The organism is Acidovorax sp. AC410, assembly GCF_979253235.1.
Genome location: NZ_CEEDCG010000001.1, coordinates 882,262 through 898,546, shown reverse-complemented (window position 1 = coordinate 898,546; position 16,285 = coordinate 882,262). Strand labels below are relative to the sequence as shown.

Sequence of the window (16,285 nt, the reverse complement as noted above, 5' to 3'; positions counted from 1 at the left end):
GCCTTCCCGATGCCGATCGATGCCATTGCTGCACCGCTGACTTTGCTGGCAGTGGCCCTGCCCTTCCTGTTCTCCATCACCACGCCGCCGTCCACCAATGTCTGGCCGTTGCTGGCCTCGTGGTCGTGCATCGCGCTGCTGGGGGCTCTGGCGTGGCTGCGGGCCCTGCGCTCGCGCCGCCACCCGGACCTGTGCGATGGCGGCGCCACGGCGGCGACCCGGCTGGCGCTGGGCTTGCTGCTGGCCGCAGTCGTGGGGGGCGTGATCTGCCTCGTGCAGTACTTCGGGGGCGATGTGGGCCTGGCGCCCTGGATCAATGCCTCCACCCCGGGCCAGGCGGTGGGCAACCTGCGCCAGCGCAACCAGCAGGCCACGCTGGTGGCGCTGGGGGCCTGGGCGCTGGCCTGGTCGGTGGCGCGGTGGCAAGCGCGTGCGCAGGCAGGGGCATCCCGGCGCCTGCCGCTGCCCGAGAGCCTGGTGGGAATGGCCTTCGGCATGGCATTGACCGTGCTGGCATTGGCCAGCGCCGCCACGTCCTCGCGCACCGGTGCCGTGCAGTGGCTGGTCATCGTGGTGCTGCTGCTGTGGTGGCGCCGCTCCCTGGGACGCATGGCGCTGGCCGTGGCGCTGGGCGGGGCAGTGCTGTACATCGCGGCGGCCTGGCTGCTGCCGCTGGCTTTGCACAGCTTCAGCGGCGTGCAGGCCGAGGGCCTGTTCAACCGGTTCTCCGGCGACTCCCACCAATGCACCAGCCGGCGCGTGCTCTGGTCCAACGTGCTGACCCTGATCGCGCAGAAGCCCTGGACAGGCTGGGGATGGAACGAACTCGACTACGCGCACTACATCACCCTGTTCCCCGGGGAGCGCTTTTGCGTGCTGCTGGACAACGCCCACAACCTGCCCCTGCACCTGGCCGTGGAGCTGGGCCTGCCGGCCGCTGTGCTGCTGTGCGGCGCTGCGATGGCCTTCATCGTGAAAGCACGGCCCTGGCGCGAGACGGACGCGGTGCGCCAGCTGGCCTGGGGTATCCTGGCCCTCATCGGCGCGCACAGCATGCTGGAGTTTCCACTCTGGTACGGGCCGTTCCAATTGGCGGCCCTGCTGGCACTGGCGCTGCTGTGGCCGCGCCGGCACCCGGCCTTGCAACCCCCCTCTGCGGCGGTGCTGGGTGCCACGGCCACGGTCCTGGTGGCGGGTGCCCTGCTGATCGCCTGGACAGCGCACGACTACCACCGCATCAGCCAGCTCTACAAGGTGCCGGAGCGGCGCGACCCGGTGTACCGTGACATGACCCCGGCGACCACGGCCCCCACGCTGCTGTTCTCGGACCAGGTGGATTTCGCCCGGCTGCCAGCCATGGTCCTCACCCGCGCCACAGCGCAGGAGGTGTACACCCTCTCAGGTGAACTGCTGCACTACTCGCCCGAGCCGCGTGTGATCGAGAAGCGCATCGAAAGCGCGCTCATGCTCGGCCGCGACGATGAGGCCGCCTACCACCTGCGCCGCTACCGCATCGCCTACCCCAAGGACCATGCGCGCTGGCTGAACAAGACACCGCCGGCCTCGCGCGCAACCGCATCAGAGCCGCAGGAATGAGTCCACCAGCGGCAGATGCACCTCGAAACCGGTGAGCGCATGGTCGCCGCCTTCGAGCAGCAGCAGCTGCGCGGCGGGGTAGCGCGCCACCATCTCGCGCCAGTCCAGCACCTCGTCGCCCTTGGCGATGATGGCCAGCTCCGGGCCTGCCGGCGGGCGGCCGCGCACAACCAGCGCCTGCAGCTCGTCGATGTACCCGGGCAGGAAGAAAAAGCGCTCGGCCGGGTCGTGCCAACTGGTCTGCTCGCCGATGTAGCGCGCCAGATCGCGCGCCGGGTCCACTGCGGGGTTGAGCATCACGCTCGGGCAGGAGAGCTGCTGCGCCACCCAGCTGGCATAAAAACCGCCCAACGAGGAGCCCACCACGGCACTCGACTCCCGGGGCCAGTGCGCCACCGCCTTGGCCACCAGGGCCATGGCCTCGCGGGGCGAGGGCGGCAGTTGCGGGCAGCAGAAATGCACGCCGGGGTGCTCGGCCGCGACGTGGGCGGCCATTTGCCGCGCCTTGGCCGACTGGGGGGAGGAGCGGAAGCCGTGCAGGTACAGAAGGTGGGTGGTGCGGTTCATGGCAAAGGCGTAACAGGCGTCGGGGGCAGGGGAATTACTGCCTTGGCAGGCCTTGCACAGGCATAAGATGTTGCAAAGTGTATGTCGCAGCCTGCGGTACCACGCCCAGTACTGATTCTCCCGACCATGACCGATTTTGCGCCGCTTTCCCCCGCCCGCCGTTCCGCCTGGGTGGTCGGAGACCGGGTGCCTGCGCCCCAGGGGCGCTTCGAGCTGCAGCAGGCGCTGGTGGCCAACGGGCAGTTCACCCAGTGGCGGGCGCTGGACCGGCGCGGGCAGCGCCCGGTCACCATCCGGCAGTGGGTGGCGGCACCGCCGCAAGCGGCGGCCGCGCTCGAGCGCTGGCTTGAGGCCGCCGAACGGGCCACCCGCCTGAGCCATGCCTTCATCGTGCCCGTGCTGGAGGCCGACGTCCTCGCGCGCCAGCCCTACATCGTGCACGAGCAGATGCACGGCCCCACGCTGGCCGAGCACCTGGCCCGCCAGGGCCGCTGCACGCCGCACGACGCGGTGGCGCTGGTGGTTGATGTGCTCGACGCACTGGAGGCTGCGCATGCGGCGGGCCTGGTGCATGGCCGGGTGGACCTGGACCATGTCGCCATGGACCCGCAACGCCACGCCCGGCTGCTGGGCCTGGGCTGGCATGCCCCGGCCTTTGTCGCCGGGGCGGTGGAGGCCAGCGCTGCGGACGACGTGCGCTCGGCCGCCCAGGTGCTGGTCCACCTGCTGACCGGCAGCCCCTGGGTAGGGGCCGCCGAGGCGGGGCGCGCCTTGCCCGCAGTGCTCGCAGACGCCCTGGACGAGGGCTTGCGCACCCTGCTGCAGCGCGCCCTGGGCCAGGACGGAGCGACCCCTTTCGCCGGCGCGACCGAGCTGCGCGATGCCCTGCGCGCCTGGGCTGCGCCCGCGAGCGCGCCGACGGCCGCCAGCAATGCCACGCTCGATTTTTTGCTGCGGCGCATGCGCCACAAGAGCGATTTTCCGGCCCTGTCCGACTCGGTGGCGCGCATCCAGCGCGTGGCGCATTCCGAGGACGACAGCATCAGTGACCTCACGCACGAGATCCTCAAGGACGTGGCGCTGACCCACAAGCTGCTGCGCCTGGTCAACAGCGTGCACTACGCCCACGCGGGGCGCGGCACCATCAGCACGGTATCGCGCGCGGTGAGCCTGGTGGGCTTCAACGCTGTGCGCAACATGGCCATGAGCCTGGTGCTGCTCGACCACATGCAGGACAAGGCCCATGCCGAGCAGATGCGCGAGGAGTTCCTGCGTTCCATGATGGCCGGCTCGGTGGCGGCCGAGCTGTGCGGGCCGGGGCAGGGGGCCGAGGAGGCCTTCATCGGCGCCATGTTCCAGAACCTCGGGCGCATGCTGTGCAGCTTCTACTTCCCCGAAGAGGCGCAGCAGGTGCGCAGCATCGTGGCCGGCGGCCGGCTCGAAGGCGGGGAGGAAGCCGCTGCCATGCAGGTGCTGGGCCTGGGCTTCGAGGACCTGGGTACCGGGGTGGCCCGTGTCTGGGGCCTGCCCGAGAGCCTGCAGCGCTGCATGCGCAAGCCCTTGGGATCGCCCGCCCAGCGCCCTCCCGAGCAGGGGGTGGAGCGCCTGCGCTGGGTGGCGCTGGCCGCCAATGAGGTGGCCGACATCCTGCTGCACAGCGACCCGGCCCGGCTCGACGAGCGCATGCAGGGCGTGGGCACGCGCTATAGCCGCACCCTGGCCCTGACGCCCGCCGCCATTGCCGAGGCCACGCTGCGCGCGCGCCACAAGCTGGTGTCGCTGGCCGAAACCCTGGAGCTGCGCGTGCCGCCGGGCACGCCCGCCGCCCGCCTGCTCCAACTGCCGCCTGCGGCAGACGATGGCGCAGCCGTGCCGGAGGATGCCCTGGCGCCCCATGAACTCAAGAGTGGCGAGGTGGACCCTCTGCCCGCCGTGCTGGCCTCGCAGGCCGGCGGGTCAGTGTCGGTGGCCCAGGTCAACGAAGTGCTGTCCGCCGGGGTGCAGGACGTGACCAATGCCATGGTGGACACGTTTGCGCTCAATGACGTGCTGCGCATGATCCTGGAGACCATGTTCCGCGCGCTGGGCTTTCGGCGCATGGTGTTCTGCCTGCGCGACGCCCGCACCGAGGTCCTGGTTGGGCGCTTTGGCCTGGGCGAGGGCAGCGAGGTCGCCGTGCGTGCCATGCGGGTACCGCTCAAGGTGCCCGGTGACCTGTTCGCCGCCGTCTGCCTGCGCGCCGCGGACACGCTGATCAACAATGCCACCGACCCGCGCATCCAGGCGCGCCTGCCCGAGTGGTACCGCGCGGGGCTCAACGCACCATCCTTCCTGCTGCTGCCGCTGCAGATCAAGGGCCAGACCTTCGCGCTGATCTATGCCGACCAGTCGGTGGCCGGCGGCATCGTGGTGGACGACAAGGCCCTGGGGCTGCTGCGCACCCTGCGCAACCAGGCCGTGATGGCCTTTCGCCAGGCAGGTTGAGCGGCCGGCGGCGGCCCGGCCCCGGCCAGCAGCCGATAATCGGAGGATGGCCGCCGTTTTTGACAAGCCCTCCTTTGCCCAGCGCTTCATTCCCCTGTTCCGCGGTTTCGATCTGCCGCTGGTGCTGATCATCCTGCTCCTGGCGGGGGCCGGCCTGCTGGCCATGTACTCCTCGGGCTACGACCATGGCACGCGCTTCATGGACCATGGGCGCAACATGCTCATCGCCTGTGCCATCCTGTTCGTGGTGGCCCAGGTGCCGCCCCAGAAGATCATGGTGTTCGCCGTGCCGCTGTATGCCGCCGGGGTGGCGTTGCTGGTGGCGGTGGCGCTGTTCGGCATCACCAAGAAGGGCGCGCAGCGCTGGGTGAACCTGGGCATCGTCATCCAGCCCAGCGAAATCCTCAAGATCGCCATGCCGCTGATGCTGGCCTGGTGGTTCCAGAAGCGCGAGGGCACCCTGCGCCCGCTCGATTTCGCTGCGGCCGGGCTGCTGCTGGCGATCCCCGTGGGCCTGATCATGAAGCAGCCCGACCTGGGCACTTCGCTGCTGGTGCTGGCGGCGGGGCTGTCGGTGATCTTTTTTGCCGGCCTGCCCTGGAAGCTGGTGCTGCCGCCGGTTGTGATCGGCGGCATCGGCATCGCCATCCTGGTGGTCATGGGCGACCCGTGGTGCGCCGACGGGGTGCGCTGGCCCGTGCTGCATGACTACCAGCAGCAGCGCATCTGCACCCTGCTGGACCCCACGCGCGACCCCCTGGGCAAGGGCTTTCACATCATCCAGGGCATGATCGCCATCGGCTCGGGTGGCATGTTCGGCAAGGGCTTCATGGCTGGCACCCAGACCCACCTGGAGTTCATTCCCGAGCGCACCACCGATTTCATCTTCGCGGCGTTTTCCGAGGAGTTCGGCCTGGCCGGCAACCTGTTCCTGATCACCTGCTTCCTGCTCCTGGTCTGGCGCGGGCTGGCCATCGCCATGGGGGCCACGAGCCTGTTCGGGCGCCTGATGGCAGGCGCCGTGTCCATGATCTTCTTCACCTATGCCTTCGTGAACATGGGCATGGTCAGCGGCATCCTGCCGGTGGTGGGGGTGCCCCTGCCCTTTGTCAGCTATGGCGGCACGGCCATGGTCACCCTCGGGCTGGCGCTGGGGATCCTGATGTCGGTGGCGCGCTCGCAGCGCACGGATCCCAAGGACGCTCCGCCCGCGATGCAGGCCGCCTGAGCGGGTGCGCGGGGGGCGGGCAAGGGATTGGCGCCATTGCCAGGGCGGGCGCTTGGGGTTACAACTGTCGGGCCTAGAGCCTGTTTGCGGCCTATCCGGCCCTGGATAGATGGCAAACAGACTCTAGCTGTTTCGACAACCCCGCGGAGGTGCTCCCATGGCGTCCAAGTTCGAGCTCAAGAAGTCCAGGAACGACAAGTTCGTCTTCAACCTGTTGGCTTCCAACGGCCAGGTGATCCTCACGAGCGAGTTGTACGAATCCCGGGCCAGTGCCTTGAACGGCATCGAATCCGTGCGCAAGAACGCGGCCGACGATGGCCGCTATGGCCGCCTGTGCGCCAAGGATGGCTCGCCCTACTTCACCCTCAAGGCCGGCAACGGCCAGGTGATCGGCCAGAGCCAGCGCTACTCGGGCGAAAAGGCGCGCGAGGCGGGGATCGAATCGGTCAAGGCCCACGCGCCCGACGCCGTGGCCGACGACCAGAGCGCCTGACCCCGCCCGCAGGGGATGGGTGCCCCTGCGCCGCACGGGGCCTGCCCGCGCGCCTAAAATGCCTGCATGACCTTCAGCTCCTCTACCGCCGCGCCACAGCGTGCCTCCACCACCCAGCGCATCGACGTTGCCCGGCAACTGCTTCTGGCGCCCTTCGGCCTGGATGAAAGCCACCTGGCCCGGGCGCTGGCCGAGATCCGCACGCACCAGGTGGACGATGCGGACCTGTACTTCCAGTACACGCGCAGCGAGGGCTGGAGCCTGGAGGAAGGCATCGTCAAGACCGGCTCCTTCAGCATCGACCAGGGCGTGGGCGTGCGTGCCGTGAGCGGCGAGAAGACGGCGTTTGCCTACTCCGACGACATTTCCGAGGCCTCGCTGCTCGATGCCGCGCGCACCGTGCGCACCATCGGCGCGGCATCGCAGGCCGGCCGGGTGAAGGTGGCGGCGCAGAAAATCGCCACCAGCCGCAGCCTGTACCCGGGTGTGGACCCGATCGCCACGCTCGACAGCACGGCCAAGGTGGCCCTGCTCGAGCGCCTGGAAAAGCGCGCCCGCGCCAAGGATCCGCGCGTGGCCCAGGTCATGGCCGGCCTGGCCAGCGAGTACGACGTGGTGCTGGTGGCGCGTGCCGACGGCACGCTGGCGGCCGATGTGCGTCCGCTGGTGCGCCTGTCGGTAACCGTGATCGCCGAGCAGAATGGCCGCCGCGAAATGGGCTCGGCCGGCGGCGGTGGCCGCTTCGGCCTGGCCTATTTCGACGACGAGCAGATGGGCCAGTACGTGGACGAGGCCGTGAATGCGGCCCTGGTCAACCTCGAATCGCGCCCCGCGCCGGCAGGCGAGATGACGGTGGTGCTGGGTTCGGGCTGGCCCGGCATCCTGCTGCACGAGGCCATCGGCCACGGGCTTGAGGGCGATTTCAACCGCAAGGGCTCCTCCGCCTTCAGCGGCCGGATCGGCCAGCGCGTGGCGGCCAAGGGCGTCACGGTGCTGGACGACGGCACCATCGCCGACCGCCGCGGTTCGCTCAACGTCGATGACGAGGGCAATGCCAGCCAGCGCAACGTGCTGATCGAGGACGGCATCCTCAAGGGCTACATCCAGGATTCGATGAACGCGCGCCTGATGGGCGTGGCGCCCACCGGCAACGGCCGGCGCGAGAGCTATGCCCACATCCCCATGCCGCGCATGACCAACACCTACATGCTGGGCGGCGACAAGGAGCCGGCCGAGGTCATCGCCAGCATCAAGAAGGGGCTGTACGCCTCCAACTTTGGCGGCGGCCAGGTGGACATCACTTCGGGCAAGTTCGTGTTCTCGGCCAGCGAGGCCTACTGGGTCGAGAACGGAAAGATCCAGTACCCCGTCAAGGGCGCGACCATCATCGGCAGCGGCCCCGAATCGCTCAAGAAGGTGACCATGATCGGTAACGACATGCGCCTCGATAGCGGCGTGGGCACCTGCGGCAAGGAAGGCCAGAGCGTGCCCGTGGGCGTGGGCCAGCCCACGCTGCGCATCGAAGGCCTGACGGTCGGCGGCACAGCCTGATCGGATCTGCCGCCAGGGGCGGCAGATCCGATCAGGGCATGCGGTGTTGTTGCGTGGCCACGCCATCGGCACCGCCCAATACCCGCAATTGGCCGGTCTTCACCCGCCAAATGGCATGCCTGGGGCTTGCACTTAGCCGCGCAGGGCCTGGGCGGCGCACAATCTCTCCATGCCTGCCACGCGACCCAGTCTGCAGCACACCCTCCAGTCGTTTGGCGACATCAGCCGGTTTCTGCGCGAGAGCGTGGCCGACGAGGATTCGCGCCAGCTGCGCGACAGCCTGAGCGGCCTGTCCAACCATATCGACGAGGCGGTGCGCACGCGCCGCACCAGCACCGATACGGCGGCCATCACGCGCCGGGTGGTGGCGCTGTCGCATTGCGCGCGCGAGCACCAGCTGTTCCTCACCGGGCTGGGCTCCGCCTGGCACGCGCTCTACGAGTTCGGCGCCTACCAGCGGGCCCTGCGCGAGCTGCGCAATGCCATCACCGCCTGGCAGCAGGCGCTGGAGCAGCGCAACACCCGCGAAAGTGCCTGTTTTGACCAGTTCGAATTGCTCGCCTGGCGCACGCTGGGCGAGGCCCTGCTGCTGGTGGACATGTACGAGCACCAGAGCGAGCCGGTGAGCGAGCTGCCCAGCGACGAGCCGCCCCCGCGCTCGGCCTTGCAGCGTGCAGCCGCCTGGCTGCGCCGCCTGCGCGGCTGATCTTTTTCGGCCCCTTGCCGCCCTGCGGGCCGCTGCGGCGTTGCAACTTCGCAACGCGTGGGGGTTGCTGCAATGCGGCAAGACTGTGCTACATTGAATCCCATGCAAGTTCGCAGCGCGTTTTATTTTTGGTTTTTTATCTCAGTCCCCGGCGGATGAGAGGCCAACGCGCAAGCAAACACAACCTCCCCATACCAACCGCCGACGCTGCAAAGCCCGGCGGTTTTTGTTTTTCTGCCCTCCCCATTTCCATCCACTTTGCAGCCCACGAGGAAGACAACATGACGGCCCATGCCAACCCCACCAGCGATGCCTGGTACCGCAGCGTCGAGAAAACCAGCCAGACCGACGACGAACGTATCAAGGACATCACCGTGTTGCCTCCTCCAGAGCACCTGATCCGCTTTTTCCCCATCAGCGGCACGCCGGTGGAAACGCTGATCACCCAGACCCGCAAGAACATCCAGAACATCATGGCCGGCGAGGACGACCGCCTGCTGGTCATCATCGGGCCCTGCTCCATCCACGACCCGGCCGCCGCGCTCGAGTACGCGCGCCGCCTCAAGGTGGCGCGCGAGCAGTACAAGGACACGCTGGAGATCGTGATGCGCGTGTACTTCGAGAAGCCCCGCACCACGGTCGGCTGGAAGGGCCTGATCAACGACCCCTACCTCGACGAGAGCTACCGCATCGACGAGGGCCTGCGCATCGCGCGCCAGCTGTTGATCGACATCAACCGCCTGGGCATGCCCGCGGGCAGCGAGTTCCTGGACGTGATCTCGCCCCAGTACATCGGTGACCTGATCTCCTGGGGCGCCATCGGTGCGCGCACCACCGAAAGCCAGGTCCACCGCGAACTGGCCTCGGGCCTGTCGGCGCCCATCGGCTTCAAGAACGGCACCGACGGCAACATCCGCATCGCCACCGACGCCATCCAGTCGGCCAGCCGCGGCCACCACTTCCTGTCGGTGCACAAGAACGGCCAGGTCGCCATCGTCAACACCAACGGCAACAAGGACTGCCACGTCATCCTGCGCGGCGGCAAGGCCCCCAACTACGACGCCGAGAGCGTGGCCGCGGCCTGCAAGGACCTGGAAGCCGCCAAGCTGCCCGCCACCCTGATGGTCGACTGCAGCCATGCCAACAGCAGCAAGCAGCACCAAAAGCAGATGGACGTGGCGCGCGACGTGGCCGGCCAGATTGCCGGCGGCTCGCGCAGCGTCTTCGGCCTGATGATCGAAAGCCACCTCACGGCCGGCGCGCAGAAGTTCACGCCCGGCAAGGACGACGCGGCGGCGCTGACCTATGGCCTGAGCATCACCGATGCCTGCCTGGGCTGGGACGATTCGCTGCAGTCGCTGGCCGACCTTTCGGCCGCAGTGCAAGCCCGCCGCGCTGCCTGAGCAACTGCCTGCGTGTAAGCTTCTGGCCATTGAGGGCCCTGTCCGCTGCCCGAGTGCAGCGGCGGGGCCTCCCACCCCTGCTTACAGAAAGGCATCCCCATGCACAGCGAAGTCTCCGTCCGCCTGGCGGGCAACCAGGAATTCCGCTTCGACCTCGCCAACGCGGAACCCATGACCCATGAGGAAGGGCGCCGCTGGCTCGACGACCAGTTCACCAGCCTCGATTGCGAGCCGCTGCGCGCCAGCGGCAAGGTGCTGCTGGCCGACAAGGTGCTCACCGTGGCCCAGGCGGCCGGCAGCCCGCTGATGGGCGATGTGCAGTGGTCGCGTGACTTTGCGCGCGCCGCCAGTGCGGCCCTCGCCAGGCCCGTGGTGCGGGTGGACGTGCCCGCCATGGCCGTGACCTTCTGATTCCTATTTCGCCAGCGCCAGCAGCAGGCGCGTGTGCACACCGCCAAAACCGCCATTGCTCATGCACACGATGTGGTCGCCGGGCCGCGCTGCGGCGCTGACCTGGGCCACCAGCGTGTCGATGTCGGGGGCGGTCTGCGCACGCTGACCGGGGCCCACGCCCAGGGGGGACAGTGCTTCGGCGGCGTCCCAGTCGAGCCCCGCCGTGTGACAGAACGCCAGGTCGGCGGATTCCAGCGCCCAGGGCAACTGGCTCTTCATGGCGCCGAGCTTCATGGTGTTGCTGCGCGGCTCGAACACCGCCAGGATGCGCGCGCTCGGGCCCAGGCTGCGGCGCAGGCCATCGAGCGTGGTGCGCAGCGCGGTCGGGTGGTGGGCGAAATCGTCGTAGACCGCGATGCCGTTCACCGTGCCGCGCAATTCCATGCGGCGCTTGACGTTCTGGAACTGGCCCAGGGCGCGCGCCGCCTGTTCGGGCGCCACACCCACGTGGTGGGCCGCGGCAATGGCGGCCAGTGCATTGAGCTGGTTGTGTACGCCCGTGAGCGCCCACTCCACCCGTGCCACGGTACGACCCTGCTGCACCACATCGAAAGCCTGGGGCTCGCCCACGGCAGAGAAATCACCCACGGCCGTGCCGAAGCTGCTCACGCTGCTCCAGCAGCCGGCATGCAGCACGCGCGCCAGGCTTTCTTCCAGCCCGTTGACCACCACGCGGCCCGAGGGCGGCACGGTGCGCACCAGGTGGTGGAACTGGCGCTCGATGGCGGCCAGGTCGTCGAAGATGTCGGCGTGGTCGAACTCCAGGTTGTTCAGCACGGCCGTGCGCGGCCGGTAGTGCACGAACTTGCTGCGCTTGTCGAAGAAGGCCGTGTCGTACTCGTCGGCCTCGATCACGAACAGGGGGCTCGCGCCCAGCGCCCCGTCACCAGCGTGCGGTCGTTCGGCCGCGCCCAGGCGTGCCGAGACGCCGAAGTTCAGCGGCACGCCGCCGATCAGGAAGCCGGGCTGCTGGCCTGCGCTCGCGAGGATCCAGGCCAGCATCGAGGTGGTGGTGGTCTTGCCGTGCGTGCCGGCCACGGCCAGCACATGGCGGCCCTGCAGCACTTGCTCGGCCAGCCACTGGGGGCCGCTGGTGTAGGGCAGGCCGGCGTCCAGAATGGCCTCCATCAGCGGGAATTTGGGGCTCCCATCGGCCAGCCGCACGCGGCTGACTACATTGCCCACCACGAACATGTCGGGCTTGAGGGCCAGTTGCTCCGGTCCGAAGCCTTCGATCAGGTCGATCCCGAGGGCGCGCAACTGGTCGCTCATGGGCGGGTAGACACCCGCGTCGCAGCCTGTGACCCGGTGGCCCGCCTCGCGGGCCAGGGCCGCAAGGCCGCCCATGAAGGTGCCGCAGATGCCCAGTATGTGTATATGCATGGGCGACGATTCTACTTTTCAAACCAAGGGCTTCGCACCGCAGGGGTGGCCTGCCTGGGGAGCTATGAAATTGATAGTCCTGTGCGTGCCATGGCCCTGTGGGCGGCGGTGCTGTGGGGGCATGCGGACGACCCCGAAGGCGCGTTCGCGCCACAATGGAGCCTCCACTGCCTGGTTTGCGCCATGAACACACCTCTGAGTGCCGAAATCGCCAATACCACCGCCCGCATCGTCGTCGAGGAAGGGATGGAGTGGGGCCCCGCCAAGCGCCGCGCGCTGCGTGAAATGGGTCTGCCTGCCCGCACGGCGCTGCCCGGCAACGACCAGGTGGAGGAGGCCGTGCGCGAGTACATCGCCCTGTTCTGTGCCGACACCCAGCCGCGCGAGTTGCGCGCGCTGCGCCAGCTGGCCCTGGTCTGGATGGAGCGCATGGCGGCCTTTCGCCCCCACCTGGGCGGGGCCGTGTGGCATGGCACGGCCACGCGCCTGTCGGACATTTACCTGCAGTTGTTCTGCGATGATTCCAAATCCGCCGAAATTGCGCTCATCGACCACCATGTGGACTACGAGCCGCGCACGGTGTCCGGCTTCCATGGCGAGTCGGTCGAGGCCCTGAGCCTGGGCAGCAAATCGCCTGAACTGGGTGAGATCATCGGGGTCCACCTGCTGATCTACGACCTCGATGACCTGCGCGGCGCGCTGCGGCCCGATGCCAAGGGGCGCTCGCCCCGCGGCGACATCACGGCCTTGCGCCGCCTGCTCCAAGATACGGAAACCCCTGCTCCATGACGATCCCCGCTCCCGAGATTTCACCTGCTACGCCTGCTGGCACCCCCGCCGACCCCGCCCGCCGCCGTTTGCTGTACGCGGGCGTGGCCGGCGCGGCCGCCGTGGGCGGCGCAGGCGTGGCGTGGTGGAAGTTCCAGCCCCATGCCATGGACAGCGGGGCAGAAAAGGCCCTGTGGGCCCTGGAATTCGAAACGCCGGACGGCGCCACCCTGGCGCTGCAGCGCTTTTTGGGCAAGCCGCTGCTCATCAACTTTTGGGCGACCTGGTGCGCGCCCTGTGTCGAAGAGCTGCCCATGCTCAATGCCTTTTACCGCGAACATGCGCCCAAAGGCTGGCAGGTGGTGGCCCTGGCCATCGATCAGCCGTCTTCGGTGCGCAAGTTCCTGGCCAAACTGCCGCTCGAATTTCCCGTCGGGCTGGCCGGCATGCAGGGCACGGACCTGGGTCGCTCGCTCGGAAACCTCACCGGGGGTCTGCCTTTTACGGTGGTGCTGGGCGGCGAAGGCCGGGTGCTGCACCGTAAAATGGGCCAGGTCACGGCGCAGGATCTGCAGCAGTGGTCGGCCCTGCGCTAGGCGGGGCGGGCCTTCGGGGCCCTTTATTCCGGGCCTGAATGGCCCTTCGACGCTCTGGCGTTCATCAAAATTGTGGCCCAAAGACGGGCATAGGCCGAATTTGGAGTAAATTCGCGCCCTGTTCAGTTTTTAGCCGTTGGAGCTTTCATGGATCTGCGAAAACTCAAAACCCTCATCGACCTCGTCTCCGAGTCGAATGTGTCCGAACTCGAAATCACGGAAGCCGAGGGCAAGGTCCGTATCGTCAAGAGCGGCGGTGCCGTGGTCCAGCAGTATGTACCAGCGCCGATGCAGCAGGCTCCCGCCCCTGCACAGGCTGCAGCCGCCCCGGTGGCCGAGCTGCCCGCACCGGCCCCGGCCGCGCCCGCAGGCCATGTCGTCAAGTCGCCCATGGTCGGCACCTTCTACCGTTCGTCCAGCCCCGGCGCCAAGGCGTTCGTCGAGATCGGCAGCCAGGTCAAGGAAGGCGAGACCATCTGCATCATCGAGGCCATGAAGATCCTCAACGAGATCGAGGCCGACAAGTCGGGCACGGTCACCCGCATCCTGGGTGAAAACGGCCAGGCCGTGGAATACGGACAACCGCTGTTCGTGATCGAATAAGGCGCGCATGTTCAAGAAGATTCTTGTAGCCAACCATGGCGGTCTTGCTGCAGGCAAGGCGAAGCAAATTGCGTTGGCACGCGCCAGCGTGCGGGCGATGAGCCGCGAGACAGCCTATGTTTAAAAAGATCCTTGTTGCCAACCGCGGCGAAATCGCCCTGAGAATTCAACGCGCCTGCCATGAGCTGGGCGTGAAGGCCGTGATGGTCTACTCCGAGGCCGACCGCGACGCCAAGTACGTCAAGCTGGCCGAAGAGGCGGTGTGCATCGGCCCTGCGCCCTCGCCGCTGTCCTACCTCAACATGCCGGCCATCATCTCGGCCGCCGAAGTGACCGACGCCGAGGCCATCCACCCCGGCTACGGCTTCCTGTCCGAGAACGCCGACTTCGCCGAGCGTGTCGAAAAGAGCGGCTTCCAGTTCATCGGCCCCACGCCCGAGTCGATTCGCATCATGGGCGACAAGGTCTCGGCCAAGCAGGCCATGATCCGCGCCGGCGTGCCCTGCGTGCCAGGGTCCGAGGGCGAGCTGCCCGAAGACCCGGTGCAGATCCGCCGCATCGCCAAGGCCGTGGGCTATCCGGTCATCATCAAGGCCGCCGGCGGCGGTGGTGGCCGCGGCATGCGCGTGGTGCATACCGAGGCTGCGCTGGTCAACGCCGTGCAGATGACCAAGGCCGAAGCCGGCGCTGCGTTCGGCAATCCTGCGGTGTACATGGAGAAGTTCCTCCAGAACCCGCGCCACATCGAGATCCAGATCCTCGCCGACAAGCACCGCAACGCGGTCTACCTGGGCGAGCGCGACTGCTCCATGCAGCGGCGCCACCAGAAGGTGATCGAAGAGGCGCCGGCCCCTGGCATCCCGCGCAAGCTGATCGAGAAGATCGGCGAGCGCTGCGTGGCCGCCTGCAAGAAAATCGGCTACCGCGGTGCGGGCACCTTCGAGTTCCTCTACGAAAACGGCGAGTTCTACTTCATCGAGATGAACACCCGCGTGCAGGTGGAGCATCCGGTGACCGAGTGGATCACGGGCGTGGACATCGTGCGCACCCAGATCATGGTGGCTGCGGGCGAGAAGCTGCCCTTCACCCAGCGCCAGATCGAGATCCGCGGCCACGCCATTGAGTGCCGCATCAACGCGGAAGATGCCTACAAGTTCACCCCCTCGCCAGGGCGCATCACCACCTGGCACCCGCCAGGCGGGCCGGGTGTGCGCGTGGACTCGCATGCCTACACCAACTACTTCGTGCCGCCGAACTACGACTCGATGATCGGCAAGATCATCGTGCATGCCGACACCCGCGAACAGGCGCTGGCGCGCATGCGCACCGCGCTGTCGGAGACCGTGATCGAAGGCATCAACACCAATGTGCCGCTGCACCGCGAGCTGATGGTGGACGCCAAGTTCATGGCCGGTGGCACCAACATCCACTACCTGGAAGAGTGGCTCTCGCAGCACAAGCGTTGAGCTGCCCTCCCGCTGGTTGATCCACATGCTGGCCCCTGGCAACGGGGGCCGGCATTTCATTTTTTCTGAGAGGCCTGCGCCCATGTTCGAGCTGATGCTGATGTGCCCTGAAGACCGGATCGAGCCGGTCAGCGATGCGCTGGATGCGCTGGACGCGCTGAGCGTCTCGGTGGAGGATGCCGACGCGCAGACCGATGCCGAGCAGGCGCTGTTCGGCGAGCCCGGCATGCCGCCGCCCAAGGATGGCTGGCAGCGCAGCCGCGTCGTGGCCCTGTTCCCTACGCGAGAGGCCGCCAGCGAGGCGCAACAGCTGCTGTCCGTGCAGGACTTCTTCGAGGGCTGCCAGGTGCTGGGCGTGGCCGAGGTGGCCGACCAGGACTGGGTGCGGCTCACGCAGTCGCAGTTCACCCCCGTCGATATCACCCCCGACTTCTGGATCGTGCCCACCTGGCACGAGCTGCCGGCCGCGGCCGTGCGCAGCATCCGCCTGGACCCCGGCCTGGCCTTCGGCACGGGCACCCACCCCACCACGCGCATGTGCCTGCGCTGGATCGCCCGCCAAGGTGCAGCAGGCGAAGGCGCTGCCGCCTTCGGCCGCGTGCTCGACTACGGCTGCGGCTCGGGCATCCTGGCCATTGGCACGGCCAAGTTCGGTGCCACTGACATCGATGCGGTGGACATCGACACAGCGGCCGTCGAATCGACGGTACTGAACGCAGCGGCCAACGGCGTGCAACTGCGTGCCGGCCTGCCCGACAAGGCCAGCGGCCAGTACCAGACCGTGCTGGCCAACATCCTGGCCACGCCGCTGCGCGTGCTGGCGCCCCTGCTGTGCAACCACGTTGCGCCCGGCGGCCATCTGGTGCTGGCCGGCATCCTGGCGCGCCAGGCCGATGAGCTCAAGGAAGCCTACGCACCCTGGGTGAAGCTCGAGGTGGCGGACACCGAGGACGGCTGGATCCTCATGACGGCATCGCGCTGATGCCAG

General features: G+C 68.1%; 15 protein-coding genes. 13 read left to right on the top strand and 2 right to left on the bottom strand.

The features are described 5' to 3' along the window. The first annotated feature begins 9 nt into the window (after positions 1–9). Complete coding sequence (locus tag AC0IZS_RS04105; RefSeq protein WP_471634476.1) at positions 10–1,596, top strand: PglL family O-oligosaccharyltransferase; 1,587 nt, start codon at positions 10–12, stop codon at positions 1,594–1,596. Here the strand turns inward: AC0IZS_RS04105 and AC0IZS_RS04100 are convergent. After that, positions 1,579–2,163 (bottom strand): YqiA/YcfP family alpha/beta fold hydrolase, encoded by a 585-nt coding sequence (locus tag AC0IZS_RS04100; RefSeq protein WP_471634475.1) that lies wholly within the window; start codon positions 2,161–2,163, stop codon positions 1,579–1,581. The two genes, AC0IZS_RS04105 and AC0IZS_RS04100, sit on opposite strands and share 18 nt — an antisense overlap. Positions 2,164–2,289: 126 nt before the next feature. Between AC0IZS_RS04100 and AC0IZS_RS04095 the strand changes: the two genes are divergently transcribed. The 7 genes from AC0IZS_RS04095 (at position 2,290) to AC0IZS_RS04065 (ending at position 10,439) form a co-directional block, all read left to right on the top strand. Then, positions 2,290–4,647: an HDOD domain-containing protein gene (locus tag AC0IZS_RS04095; protein WP_471634474.1), complete on the top strand. Its 2,358-nt coding sequence runs from the start codon at positions 2,290–2,292 to the stop codon at positions 4,645–4,647. Between the two features lie 46 nt (positions 4,648–4,693). Continuing rightward, positions 4,694–5,875, top strand: coding sequence for a rod shape-determining protein RodA (rodA, locus tag AC0IZS_RS04090; protein WP_471634473.1), 1,182 nt, complete (start codon positions 4,694–4,696; stop codon positions 5,873–5,875). 157 nt (positions 5,876–6,032) lie between these two features. Further along, positions 6,033–6,368, top strand: a complete 336-nt coding sequence (locus AC0IZS_RS04085; protein ID WP_007854175.1) for a YegP family protein — start codon at positions 6,033–6,035, stop codon at positions 6,366–6,368. 66 nt (positions 6,369–6,434) lie between these two features. Further along, entirely contained in the window at positions 6,435–7,919 is a 1,485-nt protein-coding gene (gene tldD, locus AC0IZS_RS04080) for a metalloprotease TldD (protein WP_322594644.1), read from the top strand. Between the two features lie 169 nt (positions 7,920–8,088). After that, positions 8,089–8,625: a hypothetical protein gene (locus tag AC0IZS_RS04075; protein WP_471634472.1), complete on the top strand. Its 537-nt coding sequence runs from the start codon at positions 8,089–8,091 to the stop codon at positions 8,623–8,625. A gap of 281 nt (positions 8,626–8,906) precedes the next feature. After that, the gene (locus AC0IZS_RS04070; RefSeq protein WP_471634471.1) at positions 8,907–10,028 is read left to right on the top strand and encodes a 3-deoxy-7-phosphoheptulonate synthase; all 1,122 of its coding nucleotides are present in this window, start codon (positions 8,907–8,909) and stop codon (positions 10,026–10,028) included. 99 nt (positions 10,029–10,127) lie between these two features. Next, entirely contained in the window at positions 10,128–10,439 is a 312-nt protein-coding gene (locus AC0IZS_RS04065; RefSeq protein WP_057201705.1) for a hypothetical protein, read from the top strand. Between the two features lie 3 nt (positions 10,440–10,442). On the opposite strand, the gene mpl is transcribed toward AC0IZS_RS04065, so the two are convergent. Beyond that, positions 10,443–11,864, bottom strand: a complete 1,422-nt coding sequence (mpl, locus tag AC0IZS_RS04060) for a UDP-N-acetylmuramate:L-alanyl-gamma-D-glutamyl-meso-diaminopimelate ligase (RefSeq protein WP_471634470.1) — start codon at positions 11,862–11,864, stop codon at positions 10,443–10,445. Between the two features lie 183 nt (positions 11,865–12,047). On the opposite strand from mpl, the gene AC0IZS_RS04055 reads away from it, so the two are divergent. The 5 genes from AC0IZS_RS04055 to prmA all read left to right on the top strand — a co-directional run bounded on the left by AC0IZS_RS04055 (position 12,048) and on the right by prmA (position 16,279). Further along, positions 12,048–12,653 (top strand): hypothetical protein, encoded by a 606-nt coding sequence (locus AC0IZS_RS04055; RefSeq protein ID WP_471634469.1) that lies wholly within the window; start codon positions 12,048–12,050, stop codon positions 12,651–12,653. Next, a complete protein-coding gene (locus AC0IZS_RS04050) occupies positions 12,650–13,228 on the top strand; it encodes a TlpA family protein disulfide reductase (protein ID WP_471634468.1) in 579 nt (192 codons plus the stop codon). The genes AC0IZS_RS04055 and AC0IZS_RS04050 overlap by 4 nt, the downstream gene beginning before the upstream one ends. 147 nt (positions 13,229–13,375) lie before the next feature. Next, a complete protein-coding gene (gene accB, locus AC0IZS_RS04045) occupies positions 13,376–13,831 on the top strand; it encodes an acetyl-CoA carboxylase biotin carboxyl carrier protein (RefSeq protein WP_007861134.1) in 456 nt (151 codons plus the stop codon). A 116-nt stretch (positions 13,832–13,947) separates the two neighbouring features. Next, positions 13,948–15,297, top strand: coding sequence for an acetyl-CoA carboxylase biotin carboxylase subunit (gene accC / locus AC0IZS_RS04040; protein ID WP_007861132.1), 1,350 nt, complete (start codon positions 13,948–13,950; stop codon positions 15,295–15,297). Between the two features lie 82 nt (positions 15,298–15,379). Beyond that, positions 15,380–16,279 carry a 50S ribosomal protein L11 methyltransferase gene (prmA, locus tag AC0IZS_RS04035; RefSeq protein WP_471634467.1) on the top strand — a complete coding sequence of 300 codons (900 nt, stop codon included), beginning with the start codon at positions 15,380–15,382 and terminating at the stop codon, positions 16,277–16,279. The last annotated feature ends 6 nt before the right edge of the window (positions 16,280–16,285 follow it).

Coding starts and splice junctions, on each gene's coding strand:
- accB (WP_007861134.1), top strand. CDS start 13,376: ATGGATCTGCGAAAACTCAAAACCCTCATCGACCTCGTCTCCGAGTCG.
- rodA (WP_471634473.1), top strand. CDS start 4,694: ATGGCCGCCGTTTTTGACAAGCCCTCCTTTGCCCAGCGCTTCATTCCC.
- AC0IZS_RS04050 (WP_471634468.1), top strand. CDS start 12,650: ATGACGATCCCCGCTCCCGAGATTTCACCTGCTACGCCTGCTGGCACC.
- AC0IZS_RS04070 (WP_471634471.1), top strand. CDS start 8,907: ATGACGGCCCATGCCAACCCCACCAGCGATGCCTGGTACCGCAGCGTC.
- AC0IZS_RS04105 (WP_471634476.1), top strand. CDS start 10: ATGCCGATCGATGCCATTGCTGCACCGCTGACTTTGCTGGCAGTGGCC.
- mpl (WP_471634470.1), bottom strand. CDS start 11,864: ATGCATATACACATACTGGGCATCTGCGGCACCTTCATGGGCGGCCTT.
- AC0IZS_RS04085 (WP_007854175.1), top strand. CDS start 6,033: ATGGCGTCCAAGTTCGAGCTCAAGAAGTCCAGGAACGACAAGTTCGTC.
- prmA (WP_471634467.1), top strand. CDS start 15,380: ATGTTCGAGCTGATGCTGATGTGCCCTGAAGACCGGATCGAGCCGGTC.
- AC0IZS_RS04075 (WP_471634472.1), top strand. CDS start 8,089: ATGCCTGCCACGCGACCCAGTCTGCAGCACACCCTCCAGTCGTTTGGC.
- AC0IZS_RS04100 (WP_471634475.1), bottom strand. CDS start 2,163: ATGAACCGCACCACCCACCTTCTGTACCTGCACGGCTTCCGCTCCTCC.
- AC0IZS_RS04095 (WP_471634474.1), top strand. CDS start 2,290: ATGACCGATTTTGCGCCGCTTTCCCCCGCCCGCCGTTCCGCCTGGGTG.
- AC0IZS_RS04055 (WP_471634469.1), top strand. CDS start 12,048: ATGAACACACCTCTGAGTGCCGAAATCGCCAATACCACCGCCCGCATC.
- tldD (WP_322594644.1), top strand. CDS start 6,435: ATGACCTTCAGCTCCTCTACCGCCGCGCCACAGCGTGCCTCCACCACC.
- accC (WP_007861132.1), top strand. CDS start 13,948: ATGTTTAAAAAGATCCTTGTTGCCAACCGCGGCGAAATCGCCCTGAGA.
- AC0IZS_RS04065 (WP_057201705.1), top strand. CDS start 10,128: ATGCACAGCGAAGTCTCCGTCCGCCTGGCGGGCAACCAGGAATTCCGC.